Raw genomic sequence first — 22,338 nt, 5'->3', positions numbered from 1 at the left:
CTGAACTGGAATTCATGTGAAGGCGATGCCGCAGTCCGCTCCATCAGTGCCGCCGCGAACAACCCTCGCGGCGGTTCTTGGTTCATTTCGTCGTGCATTCGCCGGGATCGCACTGATGAGCGGCGTCGTCAACATACTGGCGCTGACCGGCTCGTTCTTCATGCTGCAGGTCTATGATCGCGTCATCCCCGGCCGCAGTGTGCCGACGCTGGTCGGACTTGCGGTGTTCGCCGGCGTGCTCTTCGTCTTCCAGGGCGTGCTCGAGCTCATCCGATCGCGTCTTCTGGTGCGCATTGGCATGGGCCTGGACGCCCGCCTGAGTGGTCAGGTCTATGCCGCGCTCATGCGGCTGCCCCTGCGCACCAAGCTCGCCGGCGATGGCCTGCAGTCGCTGCGCGATCTCGATCAGGTGCGGTCCTTCCTATCGAGCGCCGGTCCGACCGCGCTCTTCGACCTGCCATGGATGCCGCTCTATCTCGGTATTTGCTTCCTCTTCCATTTCTGGATCGGCATGACGGCGCTGGCGGGTGCGATCATCCTGTTTGGCCTGACGCTGCTTGCCGAGGCGCGCACGCGCGAGCCGGCCAGGAAAGCCAACAGCCAGGCGGCGGCGCGCAACATATTGGCCGAGGCGACGCGGCGCAATGCCGAAGTGTTGCAGGCGATGGGCTTTGGCTCGCGCATTGCCGGCCGTTGGGCCGACATCAACGCCGAGTATCTCGGCACCAACGCGAAGGCGAGCGATCTTGCCGGCACGCTCGGCACCATTTCCAAGATACTGCGCATGATGCTGCAGTCGGGCATCCTGGCCATCGGTGCCTGGCTGGTCATCCATCAGGAAGCGACGGGCGGCATCATGATCGCCAGTTCCATCATGATGGGCCGGGCATTGGCGCCGATCGAACTGGCGATCGCGCACTGGAAGGGCTTTGTCGGCGCCCGCCAGGCCTGGGCGAGGCTGACCCAACTCCTGGCGCTACTGCCCGAGGCGGCTGCGACGGTTTCGCTGCCGGCACCGATCGATACCCTTGTGGTCGAGAGCATTAGCGTCACCCCGCCGGGAGAACGGCGCGTGGTGGTGCAGGATGTGGGCTTTGTGCTGGAAAAGGGAGCCGGCCTCGGCATCATTGGGCCGAGCGCTTCCGGCAAATCCTCGCTGGTGCGGGCGATTGCCGGCATATGGCAGCCGGCGCGCGGCGCAGTCAGGCTCGATGGCGCGACGCTCGACCAATGGCTGCCGGAAGAACTCGGCAGACATGTCGGCTATCTGCCGCAGGACGTGCAATTGTTCGACGGCACCATCGCTGAAAACATTGCGCGTTTCGAAGCCGAGGCACCGTCGGACAAGATATTGTCCGCGGCCCGCGCGGCGGGCGTGCACGACCTGATCGTCCATCTGCCGGAAGGTTACGAGACACGCATCGGCGAGGCGGGATCTGCCTTGTCGGCGGGCCAGCGGCAAAGGGTGGCACTGGCGCGCGCTCTTTATGGCGAGCCGTTCCTGGTCGTTCTCGATGAACCCAATTCCAACCTCGATGCGGAAGGCGAGGCCGCCTTGACCGAGGCGATCCAGGACGTTCGCGCGCGTGGCGGCATTGCCGTCGTGGTGGCGCATCGCCCCAGCGCGCTGGCAAGCCTCGATCAGGTGCTGGTGATGGCCAATGGCCGTGTCCAGGCCTTCGGTCCGAAGAACGATGTCCTGAACAAGGTCACCCGGCCGGCCAGCGTCCCCCTGAAGGTCGTGCCCGCGGCCGAGGAGAACGTATCTTGATGGCCGGCGCTCCCACCATCGATCGGACCATTCGGCGTTATCTGCTCGGTGGGGTCGCCGCCTGCATACTGCTCGTCGGCGGCGCCGGCAGCCTGGCGGCGGTCACAGAAATGTCTGGTGCCGTGATCGCGTCGGGAAAGCTGGTTGTCGATTCCAGCGTCAAGAAAGTGCAGCATCCGAGCGGCGGCGTGGTAGGCACGATTCTGGTGCATGAAGGCGATGCCGTGAAATCCGGCCAAGTCCTGATCCGTCTCGACGAAACCGTAACCCGCGCCAATCTGGCAATCGTCACCAAGGGTCTCGATGAATTCGAGGCGCGTCTGGCCCGTCTCGAGGCCGAGCGCGACGACCATGCCGCCATCGCCTTTCCGACCTCGTTGACCTCGAGGCAGGATGATCCCGCAGTTGGACGTGCCATGGCGGGTGAACAGTCATTGTTCGAGTTTCGCCGGCAGGCGCGAGCCGGCCAGAAGGCTCAGTTGGAAGAACGCATCGCGCAACTGGGCGAGGAGGCCTCGGGGCTCGAAGAACAGCGGCAGGCCAAGAGCCGCGAGATCGAGCTGATCGGCACCGAGCTCGACAGCATTCGCAAACTCTGGCAGCAGAAGCTGGTCTCGATTGATCGCCTGACAGCACTGGAGCGCGACGCCGTCCGCCTCGACGGCGAGCACGGACAGCTGACCGCGTCGATCGCGCAGTCCAAAGGCCGCATCGCCGAAACCCGGCTGCAGATCATCCAGGTCGATCAGGATCTGCGCAGCGAAGTCGCGACCGAGTTGCGCGACGTGCAGGGCAAGATTTCCGAATTCGTCGAGCGCAAGGTTTCGGCCGAGGACCAACTCAAACGCATCGACATCCGCAGCCCGCAGAATGGCGTGGTCCACCAGCTCGCCGTCCACACGGTCGGCGGCGTCATTTCACCGGGCGAGGTGATCATGCTGGTGGTGCCGGTGGCGGATGACCTGACCGTCGAGGCCCGTGTTGCGCCACAGGACATAGATCAGCTTTCCCTGGGTCAGGATGTGACACTGAAGCTATCGGCGTTCAACCAGCGCGTGACGCCGGAACTGAACGGCGTCGTCAAGGAAATCTCCGCCGATCTCAGCGTCGACGAACGAAGTGGCGCGGCCTTTTACACGGCTCGCGTCAGCCTGCCGCGCGCAGAGCTGAAAAAGCTGAAAGGCCTGACACTCACGCCAGGCATGCCCGTTGAAGCGTTCTTTTCGACCGGCAGCCGCACCATGATGTCCTATCTCGTGAAACCGCTGGCCGATCAGATAGCAAGGGCGTTCCGGGAAGAGTAAGGCCTCTTGGCTTCTGGGTGATCGGAGTGGCGACCACTTCTCGACAGTACCATTACGCAAGCCGGCGCGCCGCGCGCCGTCAATCCAATTGCTATCTTCCGCTCGAATGCTAAGCCTTACGTTGGGTCGCCGGCTATCTTGGAGCCTAACCCAGCCTCGACAAGTCGTCGAAAAGCCTCCGATCTGGTGGGAAGGTCGGGCTGATTGCGGCGCCATTCGTCAACGCGCGCAAGCAAGTCACTCGTGAGCCGCAGTTCGAAGCGCTCAGTTTTGTTATCAATAGCATCGGGCGTGTTTGACAATGAATATGTCCGTAATGTACGGTATGTACGTAAATCGTGGTTTGCGTTTTGTGGCCGAACAACGTGCACGAACACGTCGCTCGGCCTGACCACAACCCAAGCTGTTTGGAGCTCGGATCATGGCTGATTCCGACAATACCACGACTTTGCCTTTCGTCATCGGCCGGCAACGCGATGAGCCTGACAGTCTGGCCTCCCAAGCCATAGATTCCGCTTTGAGCCGCTGGAGCGAGTGGCAACGCGCTCGATATGCCTCATTGCTGTTGTGTCGGGTGCAACAGCAGTTGGAGGCACGAATGATCGTCAATACCGGAATTCAGGTATTGACCGCAGAATCACCGACGCGAGTTCAAGGACGATCGGCGCGCACTCTCTGTCGTCTAGGGGACTATGCGGTGGCGCGAGAGGCTGAGGTCTTTGCGATGACCGAAGCTCTGAAGCTTCAGGATTCTATCCCTGTCATCGCGGCAACGTCGCTCGTCGGTGTCATCGCCAAGCTCGAGATGATCGTTGGCGCTGATCGAGATATTGGTGACCCTACCGATTTCCCGTGGCCTCATATTGCTTCCGTACTGCGTGACTTGAAGGCGATTGCAGGAGGCATGCCGGTTGGTCGCCAGAGCCGGGAAAGGACGCGGAGCGACGTGGCCAGACATTGGGAGTCCGCGGTCAAGTTGGTAGCGGCGCTGGAAGAAGAAGACGCGGCGGAGTACCGTGGCGATGTAGCGGTCTCCTGACACGCCAAAACCGCACGGCGCAAGTCATTGTACGCTGTGGCCCAAGACATGAACTTCGTGCTTTCCTTCGCCGTCCGGAGGACTCTGATGGCAGGTCGATCGACCATTGGGAGCATCCGACATGTCAGAGGAAACCAGTGCCGGACCACAGGCGGTGGTCTCGGCGAACGACAACGGCGACCTCGTCAGCCCCGAAGGTCGCCCTGAAGAGACGGCGGCGGCCAGGCTGGATCAGGTGGTGCTGAGTGTCGCCCGGCTTATCGGCCGGCAGTTGGCGCGAGAGACATTCAAGGCGGCCAACGACAACCGGCCGAGCCGCCAAGGGGGAGAGGGCAGGGGGCAGGATGGCAAGCCCCTTGGGAACAGGAGAGAGGATCTGCCACCATGACCCGTGTAGCACTCTATGCCCGCTATTCTTCCGACAGCCAGCGGGATGCCTCCATCGAGGACCAGTTGAGGCTGTGCCGAGAGCAGGCGGCGCGGGAGGGCTGGAGCGTGGCGGGAACTTATGAGGATGCGGCAATCTCCGGTGCCAGCACAGTGCTGCGGCCGGGCATCCAGCAGTTGGTACGCGATGCCCAGCGCGGCCGCTTCGAAGTGGTTCTGGCAGAGGCACTCGATCGTATCAGCCGCGACCAGGCAGATGTCGCCACCCTCTTCAAGCATCTCAGATTCGCCGGCGTTGCCATCGTCACTTTGGCCGAGGGCGAGATCAGCGAACTGCATGTCGGCCTCAAGGGCACGATGAATGCTTTGTTCCTCAAGGACCTTGCCCTCAAGACCCATCGCGGCCTGCGGGGAAGGGTGGAGAAGGGCAAGGCCGGGGGCGGGCTATGCTACGGCTATCGCGTGGTGAAGAAACTCGATTCCGAAGGCGAGCCCGTCCGTGGTGATCGCGCGATCGTGCCGGAGGAAGCGACCATCGTGCGTCGCATCTTCCGCGAATTCGCCGCTGGCAAGAGCCCGAAGGCGATCGCCGTCGACCTCAACAAGGAAGGCGTTCCTGGTCCACTCGGCCGGCACTGGGGCGATACCAGCGTACGCGGGCATGTAATCCGAGGTACCGGCGTCATTAACAACGAACTCTACGCCGGTGTGCTGGTTTGGAATCGCCTGCACTATGTCAAGGATCCTGCCACCGGCAAGCGCGTCTCTCGGACCAATCCGCCAATCAAATGGATTCGCACCGAGGTGCCGCATCTCAGGATCGTCGAGGACGAATTATGGCAGGCCGTGAAGGAGAGACAGAAATCCATCGCCAGCCAGTTCGAGGGGGTGGCGATCGCCACGCGCAAAGCCAGGGCCAGGAAGCTGCACACCATGAAGCGGCCGGTCTCCCTCCTTTCCGGCTTGCTCACCTGCGGCTGTTGCGGCGGGCGCTACGGCCTGTTCACACGCGACCGCTATGCCTGCCTCAACCACCAGCGCCGGGGCATCTGCGACAATGGCCGCTCCATCACCCGCGAGAAAATCGAACAGCGGGTCCTAGCAGGCCTGAAGGAAAGGCTGGTCTCGGCCGATGCCGTGGGTGAGGCAATCAGAGCTTATGCCCAGGAGACCAACCGCCTCAACCAGGAGCGTCGCGCGCAAAGCGAACAGGACCGCAAGGCACTCGACAAGATCGAGCGCGCCATCGCCGGCATCATGACCGCGATCGAGGATGGCCTGTACCAACCTTCGATGAAAGCGAGAATGGAAGACTTGGAGAGGCTGAAGGCGGAGATCACCGCGCGTCTGGCGGTGGCGCCCACCGATGTGCCTGACCTGCATCCCAACATCGCCACTCTCTACCGAAAGCGGGTCGAGCAGTTCACGCAAGCGCTCGCCGACCACGAGGACGGACGTCTTGCCGCCGAGGCGCTGCGTTCGTTGATCGGAGAGATCGTGCTCACGCCCGGCGACAAGCGCGGCGAGGTCCATGCCGAGCTACGCGGTGAGCTGTTCGCCATCCTCGAATTCGCCGAACCCGACCAAAATCAAAAGCCTGACGATGTTATGACAAAAGGGGTTGCGGGTCCCCGCAACCAAACAAAACGGCCCGCCTGGCTCAATGCCGGCGGGCCGTTCGCGTTCCGATCTCATAATGCTGCGGATGTCTTGTTTTGGGGTGCGGCAGAACCGCTTTATGTAAGCCATTACCGACCTTCTGCCGCGGTTGCATTCACGCCACGGCACTGCCGCGCGATCGCTTTCTCTCGGCGGCGGCGAGCAGGTCCACAAACGCGCGCACCTTGGCGGGCCTGAACCTTGCCGGCGGAAAGACAGCGTGGATACCGCCGTTGGGCAAGGCCCAGTCGGCAAAGACAGGAACCAGCCGCCCCTCGGCGATGTCGTCGCTGACGCTGTAGTCGGGAAACACACCCAGCCCTATGCCGGCAAGCACGCAGGCATGGGCAGCCGGGCTCTTGTCGCATGTGATGACCGGGTTGAGTTCAGTCAGCACCTTGTCGCCATCCCTGGAAAACAGCCATTGGCCGACGCCGCGAAGCTGGGCGTTTCCGACCCAGGCCAGCGACCGCGCCTGCCGCGGGCTCACGCCCTGCGGCAGGTTTGCGGCGAACGCAGGACTTGCCACCACGATCTGCCGGATCGTGCCCAGGCGCCGCGCCTGGTTGGAGGAATCAGCAAGCCAGCCGACGCGGATGCCGAGGTCGATCTGCTCGTCGACCAGATTGCTTACCGCGTCGTCGAAGATCACCTCGACGCGCATATGCGGATAAGTTCTCAGATAGGCGGCGATGACCGGTGCAACCACCTTCGTGCCGTAGTCGAGCGGCGCCGTCAGTCTCAACATTCCAGCCGGTTCGACGGCCGCGCGCGAAATCTCGCCATAGGCGGCCTCCGCTTCCCGCAGGATTATCATCGCACGATCATAGAAGAGGCGTCCCTCTTCGGTCGGCGCGACACGCCGTGTCGTTCGTCGCATGAGTGTCGCGCCCAACTCCTCCTCGAGCTTGCCGATCTGATGGCTGACCACGGCTTTGGCGACGCCAAGCCGGTCGGCCGCCGATGTGAAGGAGCCGGTCTCCATCACGGTGGTGAAGTAGACCAGTCGATTGAGGTTCAGCAGGTCAGCCACGGCGATCGCTTTGTATGAACTGGTCAGACAATCTATATTATTGGATGGTGTTTATCGCAAGATCGTTGTCTGCCACATAGGAGCAACAGATTTGGCAATCCAGACCGCTGCACGCCGCGCCAAGGGATATCAGGCAATCATGAGCAATTCGGATGTGATTTATCTTTTCGATCCGCTCTGCGGCTGGTGCTACGGCGCCGCCCCGATGCTGGACAAATTGGCTGCCAGGGGCGTGCGCGTCGAATTGCTGCCGACTGGTCTGTTTTCGGGAGCGGGCGCGAGGCCGATGGATGAAGGTTTTGCCGCTCACGCCTGGGCGAACGACCAGCGTATCGAGCGTCTGACCGGACAAGCGTTCACGCAAGCCTATCAGCACAATGTCCTCGGCATCCGTGGCACCTTGCTGGACTCGCATGCCGCGACCCTCGCCATCAGCGCCGCCGGCCTGGAAGACCCGAGCCGCCGGTTGACCGCGCTCAAGGCAATCCAACGTGCGCGCTATGTCGACGGTCGCGATATCGTAACTGTGGAAGGCGTGGCTGCCGTGCTCGCCGGCGCTGGCATGATGGATGCCGCCGCGATCCTGAAGAGCCCGACCGAAACCTTACTGACGGCGCACCTCGACCTGGTCAATCGGGGCAGCGCGCTGTTCCAGCGCTTGCATGCCAAGGGCGTGCCTTCGCTAGCGGCCATCCGCAACGAAGCGCCTCGGCTCATCGGTTCGAACGCGCTGTTCGGCAGCTTTGACAATCTTGTCGCCCATATAGCGGCGGCGTGACCCTCAACCGACCTCCAACAAGGACTGGAAAAGAACATGGCAAACGTCGCTCTCATCGGTGCATCCGGCGCTGTCGGCTCGCGCATACTCAAGGAACTCTCCGATCGTGGCCACACGGTCACCGGTATCGCCCGCAGTCCTGAAAAAATTGCCGCGCTGCCCGGCGTGACCGCCAAGAAGGGCGATGTCTTCGACAAGGAAGGCCTTGCCAAATTGATCCGCGACCATGACGCGGTGATCAGCGCGGTGCATTTCGTGGATAGCGACCCCGACACGCTGATCGCCGCGGTGCGTGCCTCGGGCGTGAAGCGCTATCTCGTCGTGGGCGGCGCGGGCAGTCTCGAAGTCGCGCCCGGCAAGCGTCTGGTCGATACCGCCGAATTTCCTGCGATCTACAAGGCCGAGGCACAGAAGGGCGCCGACTTCCTGGACAAGTTGAAGACAGTCAGCGACCTCGACTGGACGTTCCTGTCGCCGTCCGCGATGTTCGTCCCAGGTGAGCGCACCGGCAAGTTCCGCGTCGGCAAGGACACGCTTCTCGCCTCGGATAAGGGTAGCAGCATCTCGTTCGAGGACTATGCCATCGCCATGGTCGACGAAATCGAGAAGCCGACGCATGTCAGGCAGCGCTTCACCGTCGGTTATTGATTGAAAGGACCGACGCGTCGCCGGCCAGGGTCGCGCGGAGCCATGCGGCGATGGCCTCGAAGTCGATCGGCTGCGTCGTGTCGACGTCGAACAGCGGCCCGCGCCGCAGCGGTTCGGCGCGCCTGGCCAGCTCGATCAATTCGGGGATATAGGCAGCGCCGGGATGACCCGGGAGGCGCTGACCGAGCCGGGCGCCGTAGCGTTCGGCCAGAACTTCGCCCGGCGCGTGGCACCAGATTTCGACCGTGTGTTCGACGCCGGCGTTGCGCAGATGATCCTCGAGCACTTGCCGCGGCTGGAAGCCGAACCAGGCATCGACGATGAAGGTGCTGCCGGCCGGGGCGTCGCCTACGAGCGACCAAATTGCCTGGTAGCTGGCGCGGCCCAGCGTGCGGTTGAATTCGCGGTCGCCGCCGCCGAGCACTTCGAGGAACGGGTTCTTGACCGTATCGAGCGCGAGCAGCGGCCATCCCAAGCGATCTGCGATGCCGCGTGACACCGTGCTCTTGCCGCTGGCCGGGATGCCGTTGACGAGCACGGCGCGTCTGGCGCGGCCGTGCTGAACGGAAAGCGATGTCGATGTCGGTGCCGAAAGCGCCTGGAGACCGGCGCCGATCACTCCGGCGTCGTCGCCGAGCCGCGCCGGCGCCACCGGGCATTGGTACCACGGCGCCAGCGCCGGCGCGTGGCCAAGCGCTCTGTGTGCCGCCCGGCCAAGACCGCCGCCAAGCAGGACGAGGTCGGGGTCGAACACGGCAACGGTGGTATCGATGGCCGCGCGCAGTGGCCTCGCCCAGGCTTCCAATATGCCTCGCGCCTGGATGTCGCCGGCGGCATCGCGGGCAAAGAGTTGGTCGACCGAAACCTCGGGACCAAGGCCAGCCAGCGCTATGTGACGGCCGAGCGCCGTACCCGAACTGGTGGTTTCGACACAGCCGCGCCGCCCGCAAGCGCAGAGTTCGCCGTTGACATCGACGGTGATGTGCCCCAGTTGCCCCGCTGTTGCCCGGCCGCGCATGATCCGTCGGTTCTGGACGACGGCGCCGCCAATGCCGGTGCCGATGGTGAACATGGCGATGTTGTCGTGGCCTTGGCCGGCGCCAAGCGCCATCTCGGCGGCCAGCGCCATGTTGCAGTCATTGTCGACGATGACAGGCTTGCCGGTCATGCTTTCCAGCCGCTGCGCGAGCGCGACCGAAGCGAGGTTGACATAGCCTCCCGACAGGACCGCGCCGCGCCGTGCGTCGACGCGGCCGGGAACGCCGACGCCGATGGCCGCCACATCAGGCGTATCGAGAAGGCGCGCCATGTCGGCGATGCGGCCAAGCACCAGCTCCGCGTCGGCCGCGCTCTTTTCGGAAAGGTGTTCGAGGATTTCACCGGTGCACGAGATGCGGGCGGCACGCAAATTGGTGCCGCCGATATCGATTCCTATGGCCATCGACTTTTGTGACATGACGTCCTGCACGTGCCGGCGCTCAAACGGGGATATCAGGCGGCAGCCTTCCGCCGATAGTGCCCGATCACCGCCTGGATCTCTCGCAGCCGCGGCACCGCGATGGTCTTAAGCCTTTCGCGCTGAATGTCACGATCGAGCGAGATGCAGTCCTTCCACAGCGATCGGCCGGCGATGACGCCGGAGGCGCCATTTTGCATGGCGATCTCGACCTGGCCAAGGAAAGTGGTGTGGTTGACGCCGGCCGAAAGCACGGCCCACGGCACTTCGCCGGCCATTTCAGTGATGTTGGCGCAGGCTTCCGGCGTTCCGGGATAGGGAAGCTTCAGCACCTTCGCGCCGCATTCCAGCGAAATCCTCGTACCCTCCTCGACCAGCCAGGGCGTCTTGGCCGCATAGTCCTCTGGGCTTTCCCCTTCGAGCTGATAGGTCAGGAATTCGACGACGAGCAGCAGGTCCTCTTTGCCGAAGTCGGCGATGCATTGGCGCAGGATGGCGATGTTGTGTTCGTTGGCTTCAGGCTTGTCGGCTCTGAGATACACCATGATCTTGCCGCCCGTGCCGCCGAGTTCGCGCACGCGCCGCGCATCGATGCCGGGGACCAGCCGCGACAGGCGATAGCCCTCCGGCGAAACGTCGAAACCGGACGCGTCGAGGCCGATGAGCAGCGCGGTGTCACGGTTCAGTACGCCGTCGTCGACAACCCTCGGCACCGCGCAGAGTGGGTCGAGCAGCACGCAGGACGCCGCACTTGCGAGGTAGCGCGTGATGTCGGCCTTGGTGTCGCCGAGCATGTCGTTGGTGATTCTGGCCTGGTCCTCGGGGTCCGACGCCAACAAGGTGCGCATGCCGCCGCGCTGATCGCAAGCGATGGCCACCATGGCTCCGTCCTTGCCGCATATCTGCTGGTAGCCGCGCAGTTCCGCGGTGGTCATCCTGGTCATGGTTTTCTTCTGTCCGATGTTGGCGCGCCGAGGCGCTGATCCCGTGAAACAAATGGTCAGTTTGCCCGCCTGCCGGCAGGAAGAGTTTGCCGCCTGATACATCGCCGGCTGCTGGGATAAGCAGCCCAACCGGCGTTTGGCCTGGTATGCCTCAAGTTGCGAGTTCACCGGATTTGCGCGATAACTCGCATCGGCGTATACGTGTGTAACACGTTTCTGAAAGGAATTGCAAGCTGTCTGTTCCCTCCGCCCAGGACGCGACCGCATCGCGCACCATGCTGCACACGGTTGCCAAGTTGCACTATGTGGAGGAGATGTCGCAGGTCGATATAGCGCGGCAGCTCGGTGTCTCCACCGCGACGATTTCGCGCCTGCTGCAGCGGGCGCGGGCCGAAGGGATCGTGCGCATCGAGGTGATCGACCTGGCGACGCCGGAGGATATTACCAGGCAACTTGTCGACGGATTGAAATTGCGGGACGCCGCCGTTGTCGAAACGCCGGCAGCGGGTGCGCTGACGGCGCTTTCCGCCCCGCTTGGCGCTTTGCTCAGGCAGGCGCAACTGGTGGCCGGCTCCGTGGTCGCCATCGGCTGGGGACGCGCCGTGCGCGAGGTCATTCGAGCCGGCCTGCCGCGCATGCCGGGCGTGCTGACTGTGGCCGCGACTGGCGGCATGCAGCAGCACGCGGCGCATTTCCAGGTCAATGAATTCGTGCGGCTCGCCGCCGAAGAGTTTGGCGGGACACCTCACTTTATCCATGCGCCCTATCTGCCGTCCAGCGAACTGCGTGACGTCTTCCTCGGAGACGCCACCATCCGCGATGCCGTCGCGCTGTGGGACAGGACCGACGTCGCGATCGTCGGCATTGGCCTGCCGCACGCCATAAACCCGCCCGAGGCGAGTGCCGCCACGCCGACCGAGCAGGCGCTGGTCCATGCGGCTGGCGACGTCCTTCGCCATTATTTCGATGCGGAAGGCGCCCTGATCGCCTGGGAAGGGGAGAGCCGGATGATCGCCATGTCGCCGGCGCAGCTTCGCGCCGTGCCCCTGGTGATCGGCGTCGCAGCCTCGCCGGAGAAGGCGACGGCAATCATCGGCGCCGTTCGTTCCGGGCTCATCAACACGCTGGTGACGGATACCAAGACGGCTCAGGCCATCCTCGCGGTTCTTGCAACGCGATAGCGGCAGATATGCGGACTGATGCGGCGCTGTCGGCGCGGAGAGAAGCCGCTGCGAAATCGATTGTGTCGCCGGGGAGTCGGGACGATAGTTCGCCGGGGCTCGGAGGAGCAGTCAGATGGCGTCTGGAAAAGCCGGCGTTGCAGTCGCGGAAAAACCGAGTTGCAATTTATTTCTGCAAAGTGTTACAAATTGCCGATCCGTCGTGCAGGATGCCGGGCGCGATGGTTCCCTGACCTCGCGGAGGCGAGGAAAGTGAGCACGGGATTGTGCGGTCGGCTCGGCCGGCTGATATTTAGACTGGAGGGCGCTTGGGAGGAGCTGCCCGCGAAAGGCAAACAGGCGTTCCGGCCGTCGGCATCTGCCTCTGAGCGGATAACGGCCATTCCAATGTCACCGAAAACGGCAGAACTGCCAACAATGAGGAGGATGTCATGAAGAAGATCGTTGCCGCGCTCGCGGCGCTTGCCGTCAGCGCAACGGTGCTGATGGCGCCCGCGCAGGCGCAGGACAAAAAATACACCATTGCGCTCATTCCGGGCCTCACGACCGATGGCTTTTACATCACCATGCGCAAGGGTGCCCAAGCGGCCGCCGACGCGCTCGGCGTGAACCTGGTCTTCCAGGGCGCTCCGGACTTCAACCCGGTCACCCAGGTGCCGGTGCTCGACGCGGTCATCGCCAAGAAGCCGGATGCGATCCTGATCGCGCCGACCGACAAGGTCCAGCTGGTCGAGCCGCTGCGCAAGGCCAACGACGCCGGCATTCCGGTCATAACAGTCGATACTTTCATCGGCAGCGGCGTCTACCAGACGGGTGCTGGCGATGCCGATTTCCCGCTGGCCTACATTGCTTCTGACAATGTTCTGGGCGGCGAGATCGCCGCGCGTGCGCTTGCCACCGCCGTCGGCGACAAGGGCAAGGTCTATGTGTCGAACGTCAAGCCCGGCATCTCGACCACCGACCAGCGCGAAGAAGGCTTCAAGAAGGAAATGGCCAAGCATACGGGCATCACCGTGCTGGAGACCCAATTCAATGACGACGACGCCAACAAGGCGGCCTCGCAGCTGCAGGCCGTCTTCGCGCGCAATCCCGATCTGGTCGGCGTGTTCGGCGCCAATCTGTTCTCCGCGCTGGGTGCGGCCAACGGCGTCAAGCAGGCCGGGCAGAGCGGCACCGTCAAGGTCGTTGCCTTCGATGCACCGACCAGCATCGTCGACAACATCAACACCGGCCTGGTGGACGTGGCGATCGCCCAGCATCCCGCCGAGATCGGCTACTTCGGCGTCGTCTCGGCCTATGCCCACCTGACCGGCCATTCAATCCCGGTCACGATCGGCACCGGCTTCACGATCATGGACAAGTCCAACATCGCCGACCCGAACATCTCGAAGTACCTCTACTCCGAGTAGGTCAAGACGAGCTTGGCTCCTCCCGGTCCGCCGGGGGGAGCTCGTGCCGGCTCCCAAAGGCGGGGCCTGTTTGAACGCAGCCGCGCCGCGGAGTATTCATGACCTCGACATCACCAGCCCAGTCGGCCGAGAAGCATGTCGCCCCCCAGGCCGATCATGGCGATCCGGCCAGGACCCTGATCGGGCGCATCGCCGAAGGGCGCGCCTGGTTGTTCCTCGCCGGTCTGATCATCTGTTTCGAGGTATGGTCGAGGTTCGCCTTCGGCGCGACGTTCGTGCTCAACCCGTTCAACCTGCAATCCATCGCGATCTTTGCCATAGCGCCGCTGCTGCTTGCGACCGGACAGACCTTCGTCATCATTTCGGGCGGCATCGATCTGTCGCTGGGGTTCATCATGGGGCTTGCCGCCGTCGTTGCCGCGCATGCCACCAATATGGCGGGCGCCGCCATTCCCTTGCCGCTGGCCATGCTGGCGGGCATCCTCGCCGCGGTGATCGTCGCCGGCTTGCCCGGCATCATCAATGGCCTGCTGATCTCGCGCCTCAGGGTGCCGCCGTTCATCGGCACGCTCGGCATGTTCGGCGTCGCGCGCGGCGTTGCCTTCCTGCTTGCCGGCGGCACGACGGTGCCGGTTCAGAATTCCTGGTTCGCGCTGCTCGGCAATGGCAAGTTCTACGGCGTGCCCTATCTGGTCATGATCGCTGCCGTGTTCGTCATCGTGATGCATTATCTGCTTAGCCAGACACGGTTCGGCCAGCACAATTATGCCATCGGCGCCAATGTGCAGGCGGCGCGGCGCGCCGGCATCGATATCCGGGGCCATATATTGCGGCTCTATGTGCTGTCGGCGATGTGCGCCGGCCTTGGCGGGGCGCTCTACGCGGCGCGCTTCACGGCCGGTGCGGCACAAGCCGGCGAGCCGCTGCTGCTCGACAGCGTCGCGGCGGTCGTCATCGGCGGCGCCAGCCTGTTCGGTGGCTCCGGCACCATCCTGGGCACGGTCGCCGGCGCGCTGGTGATCGCGGTCATCCAGTACGGGCTGGTCTTCGTCAATGTCGAGCCGTTCTGGCAGTTCATCGCCGTTGGCGTCGTCATCATCATTTCCGTGCTCATAGACCAGGCGCAGCGCCGGTTCAGTGGAGGCCGCCAGGATGAATAGCACCGACCAGAACACCCCCTTGCTCGAGGTCCGCAACCTGTCCAAGCATTTCGGCGCCGTGCGCGCGCTCAACGATTTCTCCATGGCCGTGCGGCCGGGCGAAGTGGTGGCGCTGGCCGGCGACAATGGCGCAGGCAAGACGACGCTGATCAAGGCGATCTCGGGCGTGTTCCAGCCGACAGGCGGCGAAATCTTGCTCGGTGGCCAGCCGGTGGCATTCGCGACGCCGCAGGAGGCGCGCGAAAAAGGTATCGAGACGATCTACCAGGATCTGGCTCTCGCCGACAATCTGTCGATCGGCGCCAACATTTTCCTTGGCCGCGAACCGATGCGCAAGGCGTTCGGCTTCCTGCCGGTGCTCGACCGCAAGGCCATGGCCGAGGCGGCCAGGGAGACGATGAAGCGGCTGGATTTCCACGTCAGCCGGATGAACGCCCCGGTCAGCAATTTCTCCGGCGGCCAGCGCCAGGCCGTCGCCATCGGCCGCGCTGTCTACTGGGATGCGCAGATCCTCATCATGGACGAACCGACCGCGGCACTTGGCGTGCCGGAACAGCGCAAGGTGATCTCGCTCATCCACCAGCTCAAGGCGCAAGGACGCGGCGTGATCTTCATCTCGCACAATCTGCAGGATATCTTCGCGGTCTCGGACCGCATCGTCGTGCTGCGCCGCGGCGTCCAGGCCGGCGAGCGCAAAATTTCCGAGACCAACCATGACGAGGTCGTCAGGTTGATGGTTGGAGGGTAGGCCGTCCTGTCGGTGTGATCTTGTTCGAAGAGCGGATCATGGTCTGTTTCTGTTCAATCTAGGCGCAGCCGCCACCAGTGCCTTGCCGATGGCCGATCGCGGCGCGTCGATGACGGTTCGGGCATCGCCGCTCTCGGCAATCCGCCCGGCATCGAGAAGGATGACGCGGTGGGCGACCGCCCGGACGACGCCAAGATCATGCGAAATGAAGAGACAGGCGATCCGTTCCTCGCGCTGCAGGTCGAGCAGGAGATCGAGGATCTGGCCGCGCACCGAGACATCGAGCGCCGACACCGCTTCGTCAAGCACGATCAGCGACGGCTTGGTGGCGATGGCGCGGGCAATCGCCACACGCTGCCGCTGACCGCCGGAGATTTCATGGATTGCGCGGGGCGCGAGATCGGCCGCCAGGCCGACCCGCTCCAGCAAGGCGGCGATGCGGCGCGGGCGCTCCGAGCGCGGGGCGACGCCATGAATGCGCAAGGGGTCATCGAGGACGCGCGCCACCGTGGCGCGCGGGTTGAAGGCGGCCAGTGGATCCTGGAACACCATTTGCAGTCGCGCGCGACGGGCTCGAAGTGCCGAGCCGCCCAGAGCCAGGAAATCATCGCCTTCGAATTCAATGCGTCCGCCATCCGGCTCGATCAGGCGCAGCACCAACCGCGCGATGGTCGACTTGCCGCTGCCGGAAGGGCCTGCCAGCGCCAGCGTTTCGCCGGGCTCGATATGAAAGGAGACATCGCTCACCGCAGCAAGGGTCTTGCCGCCGCGACTGTAGCGTTTGGTGAGATTGGACACTGTCAGCAGGCTCATGCATTCAGCCTGCTTCGGTGCAGCAGCGGCTCGGCGTCGAGGTCGACATGGGCGTCGAGCAGCGCGCGGGTATAGGCTTGCGTCGGGGCTTCGACAATCTGCTCGGTCTTGCCAAACTCCACCAACTGGCCGTGGCGGAACACGGCGATGCGTTCGGCAAGCTCGGCGGCGAGCGCAATGTCATGGCTGATGAACAGCAGCGTCATGCCGTCCTCGGCCACAAGCCGTCGAATCAAAGCGACGATCTCGGCCTGCACGATGGTGTCGAGCGCACTGGTCGCCTCGTCGGCGATCAGCAGTTTCGGCCCGGCGGCAATCGCGCCGGCAATCGCCACGCGCTGCTTCTGGCCGCCGGAAAGCTGATGCGGGAAGGCGTGCAGGGCGGAGTCGGGGTCAGGCAAGCGGACGCGTTCGAGAAGGGTTTTGGCTTTGGCATATGCTTGGGCCCATGTGAGGCCGAGATGCGTGCGCGCGACTTCGGCGATTTGTTTGCCGACTGCCATTACCGGATCGAGGCTGGCGGACGGATCCTGGAAGACGAAGCCGATGTCGCGGCCGCCAAGGGAGGCTTGATTGTGACGGTTGAGAGATAGGCGATCCTTCCCACCCCCCTCTATCCTGCCGGAGGGGGGTGCCTTGGCCCCCAACGTTGGCGGTGATCGCATGAACCAGTCGATACTCCCCTCAATCCTGGCGCTCGCCGGCAACAATCCCGCGATCGCCAGCGCCAGCGTGCTCTTGCCCGAACCGCTTTCACCGATGATGGCCAGCCGTTCGCCTGGCTGGATATCGAGAATAATATTCTTCAGCGCGGCGACCTCGCTGCCATCACGGCGGTAGGTCACCGTCAGATCTCGGATCGACGCCAGTACCGTCACGACAGGCCCCTCCGCACGGCCGTCGTCTCGACGATGCCTTCGCCGGCGAGATAGACGCCGAGCACCGTCAGCACCAGCGCAATGCCCGGGACGATCGAGAGGAACGGCGCGGTGCGCAAGACAGCGCGACCTTCCGCGATCATGCCACCCCAGGTGACCCGGTTGGGGTCGCCAAGACCAAGGAAAGACAGGGCTGCTTCGGTGAGGATCGCGGCGGCGACGATCACCGACGACATCGCCAAGATCGGCGGCAAGGCATTGGGCAGCACCTCGCGAAAGGCGATTTCCAGGGGATGCATGCCAATGACACGGGCACTGGCGACATAGTCGCGTTCGCGAATGGAGAGGACTTCCGCGCGGGCGACCCGCGCCGGCCCCGTCCAGGTGCCGAGCGCTATTGCGACGACGACGACGCCGAGCGAGGGCCCAACCACGCTGACAAAGGCCAGTGCCAGCAGGAAGCCCGGCACGGTCTGGAAAGCATCGGTGACGCGCATCAGCACCTCGTCGATCAGGCCGCCGGCGAAGCCGGCCAGCGTGCCGATCACCGCGCCGAAAGCGAGTGCCGCGGCCGCCGCGGCCAGACCGACGGCCAGCGAGGTACGGGCGCCATGAAACAGCTCGGCCAACACGTCCCGGCCGAGCCGGTCGGTGCCGAGCGGCAGCGACCAGTCCTGGAAAGGCGGCAGCAACGCCGCGCCAGCAATGGCTTGCGGGTCGCCGGGAAACAGCAGCGAGGCCGACAGCGCCATCGCGAAAAGCGCCGCCAGGATGATGGCACCGGCGGCCGCCTCGGGCGTGCGCAGAAAGCGGCGCAGACGGCTCATGCACCGGCCCCGCTGGCGCCGACGCGCGGGTCAAGGAATGCGTAGGCGATGTCGACGACAAGATTGATGACGATGACCAGGACGGCGCTGGTAAGAATGATGCCGAGCAGCAGCGGAGTGTCGCGCGCGGCGACCGCTTCCTGCGCCAGCCGACCAAGGCCGGGCACGGCAAAGACGCTCTCGATGACGACACTGCCGCCCAGCATCTGCGCCGACTGCAGGCCGAGCATGGTGACCAGCGGCAGCAATGCGTTGCGGGCGACATGAGCGAGCACGATGCGGCGGCGCGACAAGCCCCTGGCGCGGGCGGCCAGCACAAAATCCTGGCGCCAGGCCTCGGCCATGCCGGCGCGCATCATGCGCAGATAGAGCGCCAGATAGATGAAACCGAGCGCGCAAACCGGCAGCACCAGATGGGTGGCGATATCCGCGGCGCGGTCGAGACCGGTCTTGTCCGAGGCCAGCGTCTCGACGCCGCCGATCGGCAGCCAGCGCAGGTCGACGGCGAAGATCACGATCAGCACCAGGCCGAGCCAGAAGCCGGGCACCGCGTAGAGAGCCAGCGACGTGACGGAGAGAAAACGGTCGCGGAAGCTGCCTGGCCGGGCGCCGGCATAGATGCCGAGCGCCGAGCCGAGGCCGAAGGAGAGCGTAGTGGCGCTGACCATCAGGATGAGCGTGGTCGGCACGCGCTCGAGGATGACGTCGCGGATCGGTCGGGAAAAAGTGACGGACTGGCCGAGATCGAGATGCAGCAGTGCCCAGAGGTAGTTGGCGAGCCGCGTCAGCTCCGACTGATCGAGACCCCAGCGGTGGCGCAACAGCTCGATCATGCCGGCGTCGCCGCCGGTCGAGACGATGTAGGCGTCGACCGCATCGCCGGGCGCTGCTTCGAGCAGCACGAAGGTGCCGATGACGACGATCAAAAGCACGACGATGCTGCCGACGAGGCGACGGCGCAGAAGGACGAGGGCGCGATTCATGCGGACCTCGAATGTGCGATAAGGGACATAAGGAAATGTCGAGCCCAGGCGCCCCCCTCTGTCCTGCCGGACATCTCCCCCTCGAGGGGGGAGATGGGCTGCTGCCGATGGCTTTCCTCGCGAACTCTCATCCGCGCAAGTCTGTCACGATTCCAGATACGTGTCCGCCCAGTTCGACACCGCCCAGCGCGGGTTGTTGGCGATGTTACCGACCTTGTCACTGGCGACGCTGATAAAACTCCATTCGGCGACGTTGATCAGCGGCAGGTCGGCCGCGACCTGCTTCTGGAACTCCTTGTAGAGGTCGGTGCGCGCCGTGGTGTCGAGCGTTTCGGAGGCCTTGGTGATCAGGGCGTCGAGCGCGTCATTCTTGTAGCCGCCCTGATTGGAAAACGGCACGCCATCGGGAATGCCGCTCTGCACCAGGATGGTGGTCGAGATCGCCGGGTCGCCGCGGAAAACCGGCGGACCGACCGCAAGGTCGAAGGCGTGGTCGGTATAGACCGCCTTGATGTGGGCGGCCGAGTCGTTGTTGACCAGCTGCGCGTCGATGCCTATTGCCGCGAGCGCCTGGCGCAGATAGTCGCCGAACTGTTTCGTCTCATTGAAATAGGGGGCAGGCAAGAGCCTGAGCGAGAAGCGGTTGCCGTCGGCGCCTTTCTTATAACCAGCTTCGTCGAGCAGCGCGTTGGCCTTGGCGACGTCGAAGGCATAGATCGGCACGTCGGCGGTGTAGAATTGCGGATCGTTCTTCGGCACCGGGCCGGTGGCCGTGGCGGCGTAGCCGAGGAACACTGTCTTGACGACGAAGTCCTTGTCGATGGCGTGCGCGATGGCCTGGCGCACCTTGAGGTCGGCCAATTCCTTGCGGCGATGGTTGATCTCGACCACGAGCTGGTAGGTCAGACCCTCATAGCCCCTGGTGATGACCTTCAGGCCGGGAACCTTGGAGATGCGGTCGAGATCGGCCAGCGGCACGGCCGAGAAAGCCGCAAGTTGGATTTCCTCGGCCTCCAGCGCGGCGGCGGCCGAGGTACGGTCGGGCAGGACCTGATAGATGATCTCGTCAAGATAGGGCTCGTCCTTGCCCCAGTAGTCGGCGTTCTTCGTCAGCCGGTAGTACTGGCCGGCCTTATACTCGCCGAACTTGAACGGACCCGTACCGATCGGTGCGTTGTTGGCGGGGTTGTCCTCGATCTTGCCGACTTCGTAGATGTGCTTCGGCACCACGCTCGACAGCGCCGGCAAGGCGTTGCGGATCAGCTGGAACGGCGTCGGCTTGGCGAATTTGAACACGGCGGTCAGATCGTCTGGCGTGTCGACCGTGCTGAGGTCCTTGAACACGGTGCGGCCGAGATTCTGCAGCGGCTTCCATATCTGCAGCGCCGAGAAGGCGACGTCGGCCGAGGTGAACGGCTTGCCGTCATGCCATTTGACTCCTTCGCGCAGCTTGAAGGTCGCCGAGAGACCGTCGGCGGCACCTTCCCAGCTCACCGCCAGCCGAGGCGCGAGCCCGTCCTTGCCGTCGAAGGAGGCTTCGGCCAGCGTCTCGACGATCTTGCTGGAGATGAAGAAAACGCCGTTGGAGGCGACGATCGCCGGGTTGAGATTGCGCGGCTCGGAATCGGCGGCAAGCACGAGCCGTCCGCCCTTCTTTGGCGTCTGCGTCCAGCCCAGGGCCGGCATGGCGGTGGACGCCAGCAGCATTGCCGACCCGGTAAGCACGGTGCGTCTGGAAATGGTGAAACCTGACATGATCGAACTCCGTCCTCTCCTCCACCCGACCGGGCGCGGCCTCGAACGCCGGCGCGCGCATCGGCATCCTTGCGGCGGGGATTATGGGCCTTGCCGAGGGTTTCGCCAGAGACGGAATTGGCGCATCCCTGCTTGGCTTTGAAATTTCCGTCCGCTGGACCAGTTTAGCACAAGTCCAGTCAATTCGGTTGGCTGGTAGGACCAGATTTCCGGATATGTGAACAAATGACGCTTTGGTGACCACCCTGGCGCTGTGTTCGTAAACATTCTGGCTGGACCAGAACGAGAAAAATGGTGCAGATTTGACCGCGAGCCAGTGGATCGGGTGCGAAACAGCGCCGATCCCGGCAATTCAGGGAGAGAGTGATGAACATTGCGCCGGGCAAGAGTGCCGTCAGCGATATCCCGTTCGAGCAGGCCAGGGTCGACCGGCTGATGGAGGAGGCCGGCATCGACGTGCTGCTCGCGACCTCCAAGCACAACACGCAGTATCTGCTGGGCGGCTACAAGTTCATCTTCTTCGCCGCCATGGATGCGATCGGCCACAGCCGCTATTTGCCGATCGTGGTCTACGAGAAGGGCGGTCCGGATCATGCTGCCTATATCGGCAATCGCATGGAAGGCGGCGAGCACCAGAACCACCCGTTCTGGACGCCGACGCTGCATGCCGCCTGCTGGGGCACCCTCGACGCCGCCAATCTTGCCGTCGAGCATGTCAGGAAGATCGGCAAGGGCGATGCCCGCATCGGTATCGAGCCCGGTTTCCTGCCGTCGGACGCCTATGCGCTGATCCGCAAGGCATTGCCCGACGCGAAGCTGATCGATGCGACCGACATGCTGGAACGCATGCGTGCCATCAAGACCGACGCGGAGTTGGAGAAGCTGCGCACGGCCTCCGAGCTGATCACCGATTCCATGCTGGCGACCATCGCCTGGGCGCGCGAGGGCACGACCAAGGCCGAGATGATCGAGCAGATCAGGCGCGAAGAGACCAATCGCGGTGCGCATTTTGAATATTGCCTGCTGACGCTGGGCTCCAGCCACAACCGCGCCACCTCCCCGCAAGCGTGGAAGAAGGGCGAGGTGCTGTCGATCGATTCCGGCGGCAATTATCACGGCTATATTGGCGATCTCTGCAGGATGGGCATTCTGGGCGAACCCGATGCCGAGCTCGAGGATCTGCTGGCCGAGGTCGAGACGGTGCAGCAGGCGGCCTTCTCGAAGGTGAGGGCGGGCACGCTTGGCGGCGACATGATTGCTTACGCCGAGGGTGTGCTGAAGACATCCAAGGTCGCCCCCTATACGGATTTCTTCGCCCACGGCATGGGCCTGATCACGCATGAAGCGCCGTTCCTGATGACCAACCATCCGGTGGCTTATGAAGGCACCTATGCGGCCAAGCCGCTGGAGAAAAACATGGTGCTGTCGGTGGAGACCACCATGCTTCACCCGACGCGCGGCTTCATCAAGCTGGAGGATACGCTGGCGGTGACCGAGAGCGGGTACGTGATGTTTGGCGATCGGGGCCGGGGATGGAATAGGGGTGGGACGGCCTAATTTTGGAG

At 63.9% G+C, this 22,338-nt stretch carries 20 protein-coding genes; 12 read left to right on the top strand and 8 right to left on the bottom strand.

Going from position 1 to position 22,338, the window contains the following annotated elements; genetic code table 11:
* The first annotated feature begins 25 nt into the window (after positions 1-25).
* The 5 genes from LB524_RS18580 to LB524_RS18560 all read left to right on the top strand — a co-directional run bounded on the left by LB524_RS18580 (position 26) and on the right by LB524_RS18560 (position 6,358).
* Positions 26-1,771 carry a type I secretion system permease/ATPase gene (locus LB524_RS18580; RefSeq protein WP_224529051.1) on the top strand — a complete coding sequence of 582 codons (1,746 nt, stop codon included), beginning with the start codon at positions 26-28 and terminating at the stop codon, positions 1,769-1,771.
* The gene (locus LB524_RS18575) at positions 1,771-3,075 is read left to right on the top strand and encodes an HlyD family type I secretion periplasmic adaptor subunit (RefSeq protein WP_224529049.1); all 1,305 of its coding nucleotides are present in this window, start codon (positions 1,771-1,773) and stop codon (positions 3,073-3,075) included. Before LB524_RS18580 ends, LB524_RS18575 begins: the two co-directional genes overlap by 1 nt.
* Positions 3,076-3,496: 421 nt before the next feature.
* Positions 3,497-4,114 (top strand): hypothetical protein, encoded by a 618-nt coding sequence (locus LB524_RS18570; RefSeq protein WP_224529047.1) that lies wholly within the window; start codon positions 3,497-3,499, stop codon positions 4,112-4,114.
* Positions 4,115-4,235: 121 nt separating this feature from the next.
* Entirely contained in the window at positions 4,236-4,502 is a 267-nt protein-coding gene (locus tag LB524_RS18565; protein WP_224529045.1) for a hypothetical protein, read from the top strand.
* On the top strand, positions 4,499-6,358 hold the full coding sequence (locus LB524_RS18560; protein ID WP_224529042.1) for a recombinase family protein: 1,860 nt from the start codon (positions 4,499-4,501) through the stop codon (positions 6,356-6,358). Before LB524_RS18565 ends, LB524_RS18560 begins: the two co-directional genes overlap by 4 nt.
* On the opposite strand, the gene LB524_RS18555 is transcribed toward LB524_RS18560, so the two are convergent.
* Positions 6,276-7,193 (bottom strand): LysR family transcriptional regulator, encoded by a 918-nt coding sequence (locus LB524_RS18555; RefSeq protein ID WP_140720305.1) that lies wholly within the window; start codon positions 7,191-7,193, stop codon positions 6,276-6,278. The two genes, LB524_RS18560 and LB524_RS18555, sit on opposite strands and share 83 nt — an antisense overlap.
* A 139-nt stretch (positions 7,194-7,332) precedes the next feature.
* Here LB524_RS18555 and LB524_RS18550 point away from each other — a divergent pair, with 139 nt between their 5' ends.
* Both LB524_RS18550 and LB524_RS18545 read left to right on the top strand, forming a co-directional pair.
* Positions 7,333-7,971: a DsbA family protein gene (locus tag LB524_RS18550; protein WP_224529039.1), complete on the top strand. Its 639-nt coding sequence runs from the start codon at positions 7,333-7,335 to the stop codon at positions 7,969-7,971.
* Positions 7,972-8,007: 36 nt separating this feature from the next.
* A complete protein-coding gene (locus tag LB524_RS18545) occupies positions 8,008-8,619 on the top strand; it encodes an NAD(P)-dependent oxidoreductase (protein WP_224529036.1) in 612 nt (203 codons plus the stop codon).
* Here LB524_RS18545 and LB524_RS18540 read toward each other — a convergent pair.
* Both LB524_RS18540 and LB524_RS18535 read right to left on the bottom strand, forming a co-directional pair.
* Positions 8,603-10,060 carry an ROK family protein gene (locus tag LB524_RS18540; protein WP_224529033.1) on the bottom strand — a complete coding sequence of 486 codons (1,458 nt, stop codon included), beginning with the start codon at positions 10,058-10,060 and terminating at the stop codon, positions 8,603-8,605. The two genes, LB524_RS18545 and LB524_RS18540, sit on opposite strands and share 17 nt — an antisense overlap.
* A gap of 50 nt (positions 10,061-10,110) precedes the next feature.
* Complete coding sequence (locus LB524_RS18535; protein WP_224529030.1) at positions 10,111-11,019, bottom strand: tagatose-bisphosphate aldolase; 909 nt, start codon at positions 11,017-11,019, stop codon at positions 10,111-10,113.
* Between the two features lie 275 nt (positions 11,020-11,294).
* On the opposite strand from LB524_RS18535, the gene LB524_RS18530 reads away from it, so the two are divergent.
* The 4 genes from LB524_RS18530 (at position 11,295) to LB524_RS18515 (ending at position 15,517) form a co-directional block, all read left to right on the top strand.
* Positions 11,295-12,200 (top strand): sugar-binding transcriptional regulator, encoded by a 906-nt coding sequence (locus tag LB524_RS18530; protein WP_140661652.1) that lies wholly within the window; start codon positions 11,295-11,297, stop codon positions 12,198-12,200.
* 431 nt (positions 12,201-12,631) lie between these two features.
* Positions 12,632-13,609 (top strand): ABC transporter substrate-binding protein, encoded by a 978-nt coding sequence (locus LB524_RS18525; RefSeq protein WP_015315618.1) that lies wholly within the window; start codon positions 12,632-12,634, stop codon positions 13,607-13,609.
* A gap of 98 nt (positions 13,610-13,707) precedes the next feature.
* Entirely contained in the window at positions 13,708-14,769 is a 1,062-nt protein-coding gene (locus LB524_RS18520; RefSeq protein ID WP_140713133.1) for an ABC transporter permease subunit, read from the top strand.
* The gene (locus LB524_RS18515) at positions 14,762-15,517 is read left to right on the top strand and encodes an ATP-binding cassette domain-containing protein (protein WP_224529027.1); all 756 of its coding nucleotides are present in this window, start codon (positions 14,762-14,764) and stop codon (positions 15,515-15,517) included. Before LB524_RS18520 ends, LB524_RS18515 begins: the two co-directional genes overlap by 8 nt.
* A gap of 36 nt (positions 15,518-15,553) precedes the next feature.
* Here the strand turns inward: LB524_RS18515 and LB524_RS18510 are convergent, their stop codons facing one another.
* The 5 genes from LB524_RS18510 to LB524_RS18490 all read right to left on the bottom strand — a co-directional run bounded on the left by LB524_RS18510 (position 15,554) and on the right by LB524_RS18490 (position 20,773).
* The gene (locus tag LB524_RS18510) at positions 15,554-16,330 is read right to left on the bottom strand and encodes an ATP-binding cassette domain-containing protein (protein WP_140823936.1); all 777 of its coding nucleotides are present in this window, start codon (positions 16,328-16,330) and stop codon (positions 15,554-15,556) included.
* Positions 16,327-17,208: an ABC transporter ATP-binding protein gene (locus LB524_RS18505; RefSeq protein WP_224529025.1), complete on the bottom strand. Its 882-nt coding sequence runs from the start codon at positions 17,206-17,208 to the stop codon at positions 16,327-16,329. Before LB524_RS18505 ends, LB524_RS18510 begins: the two co-directional genes overlap by 4 nt.
* Positions 17,205-18,035 carry an ABC transporter permease gene (locus tag LB524_RS18500; protein WP_015315623.1) on the bottom strand — a complete coding sequence of 277 codons (831 nt, stop codon included), beginning with the start codon at positions 18,033-18,035 and terminating at the stop codon, positions 17,205-17,207. Before LB524_RS18500 ends, LB524_RS18505 begins: the two co-directional genes overlap by 4 nt.
* Positions 18,032-19,018 (bottom strand): ABC transporter permease, encoded by a 987-nt coding sequence (locus tag LB524_RS18495; protein ID WP_224529023.1) that lies wholly within the window; start codon positions 19,016-19,018, stop codon positions 18,032-18,034. The genes LB524_RS18500 and LB524_RS18495 overlap by 4 nt, the downstream gene beginning before the upstream one ends.
* Positions 19,019-19,162: 144 nt before the next feature.
* Entirely contained in the window at positions 19,163-20,773 is a 1,611-nt protein-coding gene (locus LB524_RS18490; RefSeq protein WP_140713142.1) for an ABC transporter substrate-binding protein, read from the bottom strand.
* 366 nt (positions 20,774-21,139) lie between these two features.
* Here LB524_RS18490 and LB524_RS18485 point away from each other — a divergent pair, with 366 nt between their 5' ends.
* Complete coding sequence (locus LB524_RS18485; RefSeq protein ID WP_224529018.1) at positions 21,140-22,330, top strand: M24 family metallopeptidase; 1,191 nt, start codon at positions 21,140-21,142, stop codon at positions 22,328-22,330.
* Positions 22,331-22,338 lie beyond the last annotated feature (8 nt).

It is taken from the genome of Mesorhizobium sp. ESP6-5, assembly GCF_020164695.1.
Lineage (GTDB): Bacteria > Pseudomonadota > Alphaproteobacteria > Rhizobiales > Rhizobiaceae > Mesorhizobium > Mesorhizobium australicum.
Note: the sequence above shows the minus strand (reverse complement) of the source record. Positions and strands in the feature narration are given on the sequence as shown.

Bases quoted from the DNA above. Each gene is read 5' to 3' on its own strand.
- LB524_RS18540 (WP_224529033.1), bottom strand. From the start codon at position 10,060: ATGGCCATAGGAATCGATATCGGCGGCACCAATTTGCGTGCCGCCCGC.
- LB524_RS18500 (WP_015315623.1), bottom strand. From the start codon at position 18,035: ATGAGCCGTCTGCGCCGCTTTCTGCGCACGCCCGAGGCGGCCGCCGGT.
- LB524_RS18545 (WP_224529036.1), top strand. From the start codon at position 8,008: ATGGCAAACGTCGCTCTCATCGGTGCATCCGGCGCTGTCGGCTCGCGC.
- LB524_RS18560 (WP_224529042.1), top strand. From the start codon at position 4,499: ATGACCCGTGTAGCACTCTATGCCCGCTATTCTTCCGACAGCCAGCGG.
- LB524_RS18495 (WP_224529023.1), bottom strand. From the start codon at position 19,018: ATGAATCGCGCCCTCGTCCTTCTGCGCCGTCGCCTCGTCGGCAGCATC.
- LB524_RS18580 (WP_224529051.1), top strand. From the start codon at position 26: ATGCCGCAGTCCGCTCCATCAGTGCCGCCGCGAACAACCCTCGCGGCG.
- LB524_RS18520 (WP_140713133.1), top strand. From the start codon at position 13,708: ATGACCTCGACATCACCAGCCCAGTCGGCCGAGAAGCATGTCGCCCCC.
- LB524_RS18550 (WP_224529039.1), top strand. From the start codon at position 7,333: ATGAGCAATTCGGATGTGATTTATCTTTTCGATCCGCTCTGCGGCTGG.
- LB524_RS18570 (WP_224529047.1), top strand. From the start codon at position 3,497: ATGGCTGATTCCGACAATACCACGACTTTGCCTTTCGTCATCGGCCGG.
- LB524_RS18565 (WP_224529045.1), top strand. From the start codon at position 4,236: ATGTCAGAGGAAACCAGTGCCGGACCACAGGCGGTGGTCTCGGCGAAC.
- LB524_RS18535 (WP_224529030.1), bottom strand. From the start codon at position 11,019: ATGACCAGGATGACCACCGCGGAACTGCGCGGCTACCAGCAGATATGC.
- LB524_RS18515 (WP_224529027.1), top strand. From the start codon at position 14,762: ATGAATAGCACCGACCAGAACACCCCCTTGCTCGAGGTCCGCAACCTG.
- LB524_RS18510 (WP_140823936.1), bottom strand. From the start codon at position 16,330: ATGAGCCTGCTGACAGTGTCCAATCTCACCAAACGCTACAGTCGCGGC.
- LB524_RS18575 (WP_224529049.1), top strand. From the start codon at position 1,771: ATGGCCGGCGCTCCCACCATCGATCGGACCATTCGGCGTTATCTGCTC.
- LB524_RS18525 (WP_015315618.1), top strand. From the start codon at position 12,632: ATGAAGAAGATCGTTGCCGCGCTCGCGGCGCTTGCCGTCAGCGCAACG.
- LB524_RS18490 (WP_140713142.1), bottom strand. From the start codon at position 20,773: ATGTCAGGTTTCACCATTTCCAGACGCACCGTGCTTACCGGGTCGGCA.
- LB524_RS18485 (WP_224529018.1), top strand. From the start codon at position 21,140: ATGAACATTGCGCCGGGCAAGAGTGCCGTCAGCGATATCCCGTTCGAG.
- LB524_RS18530 (WP_140661652.1), top strand. From the start codon at position 11,295: ATGCTGCACACGGTTGCCAAGTTGCACTATGTGGAGGAGATGTCGCAG.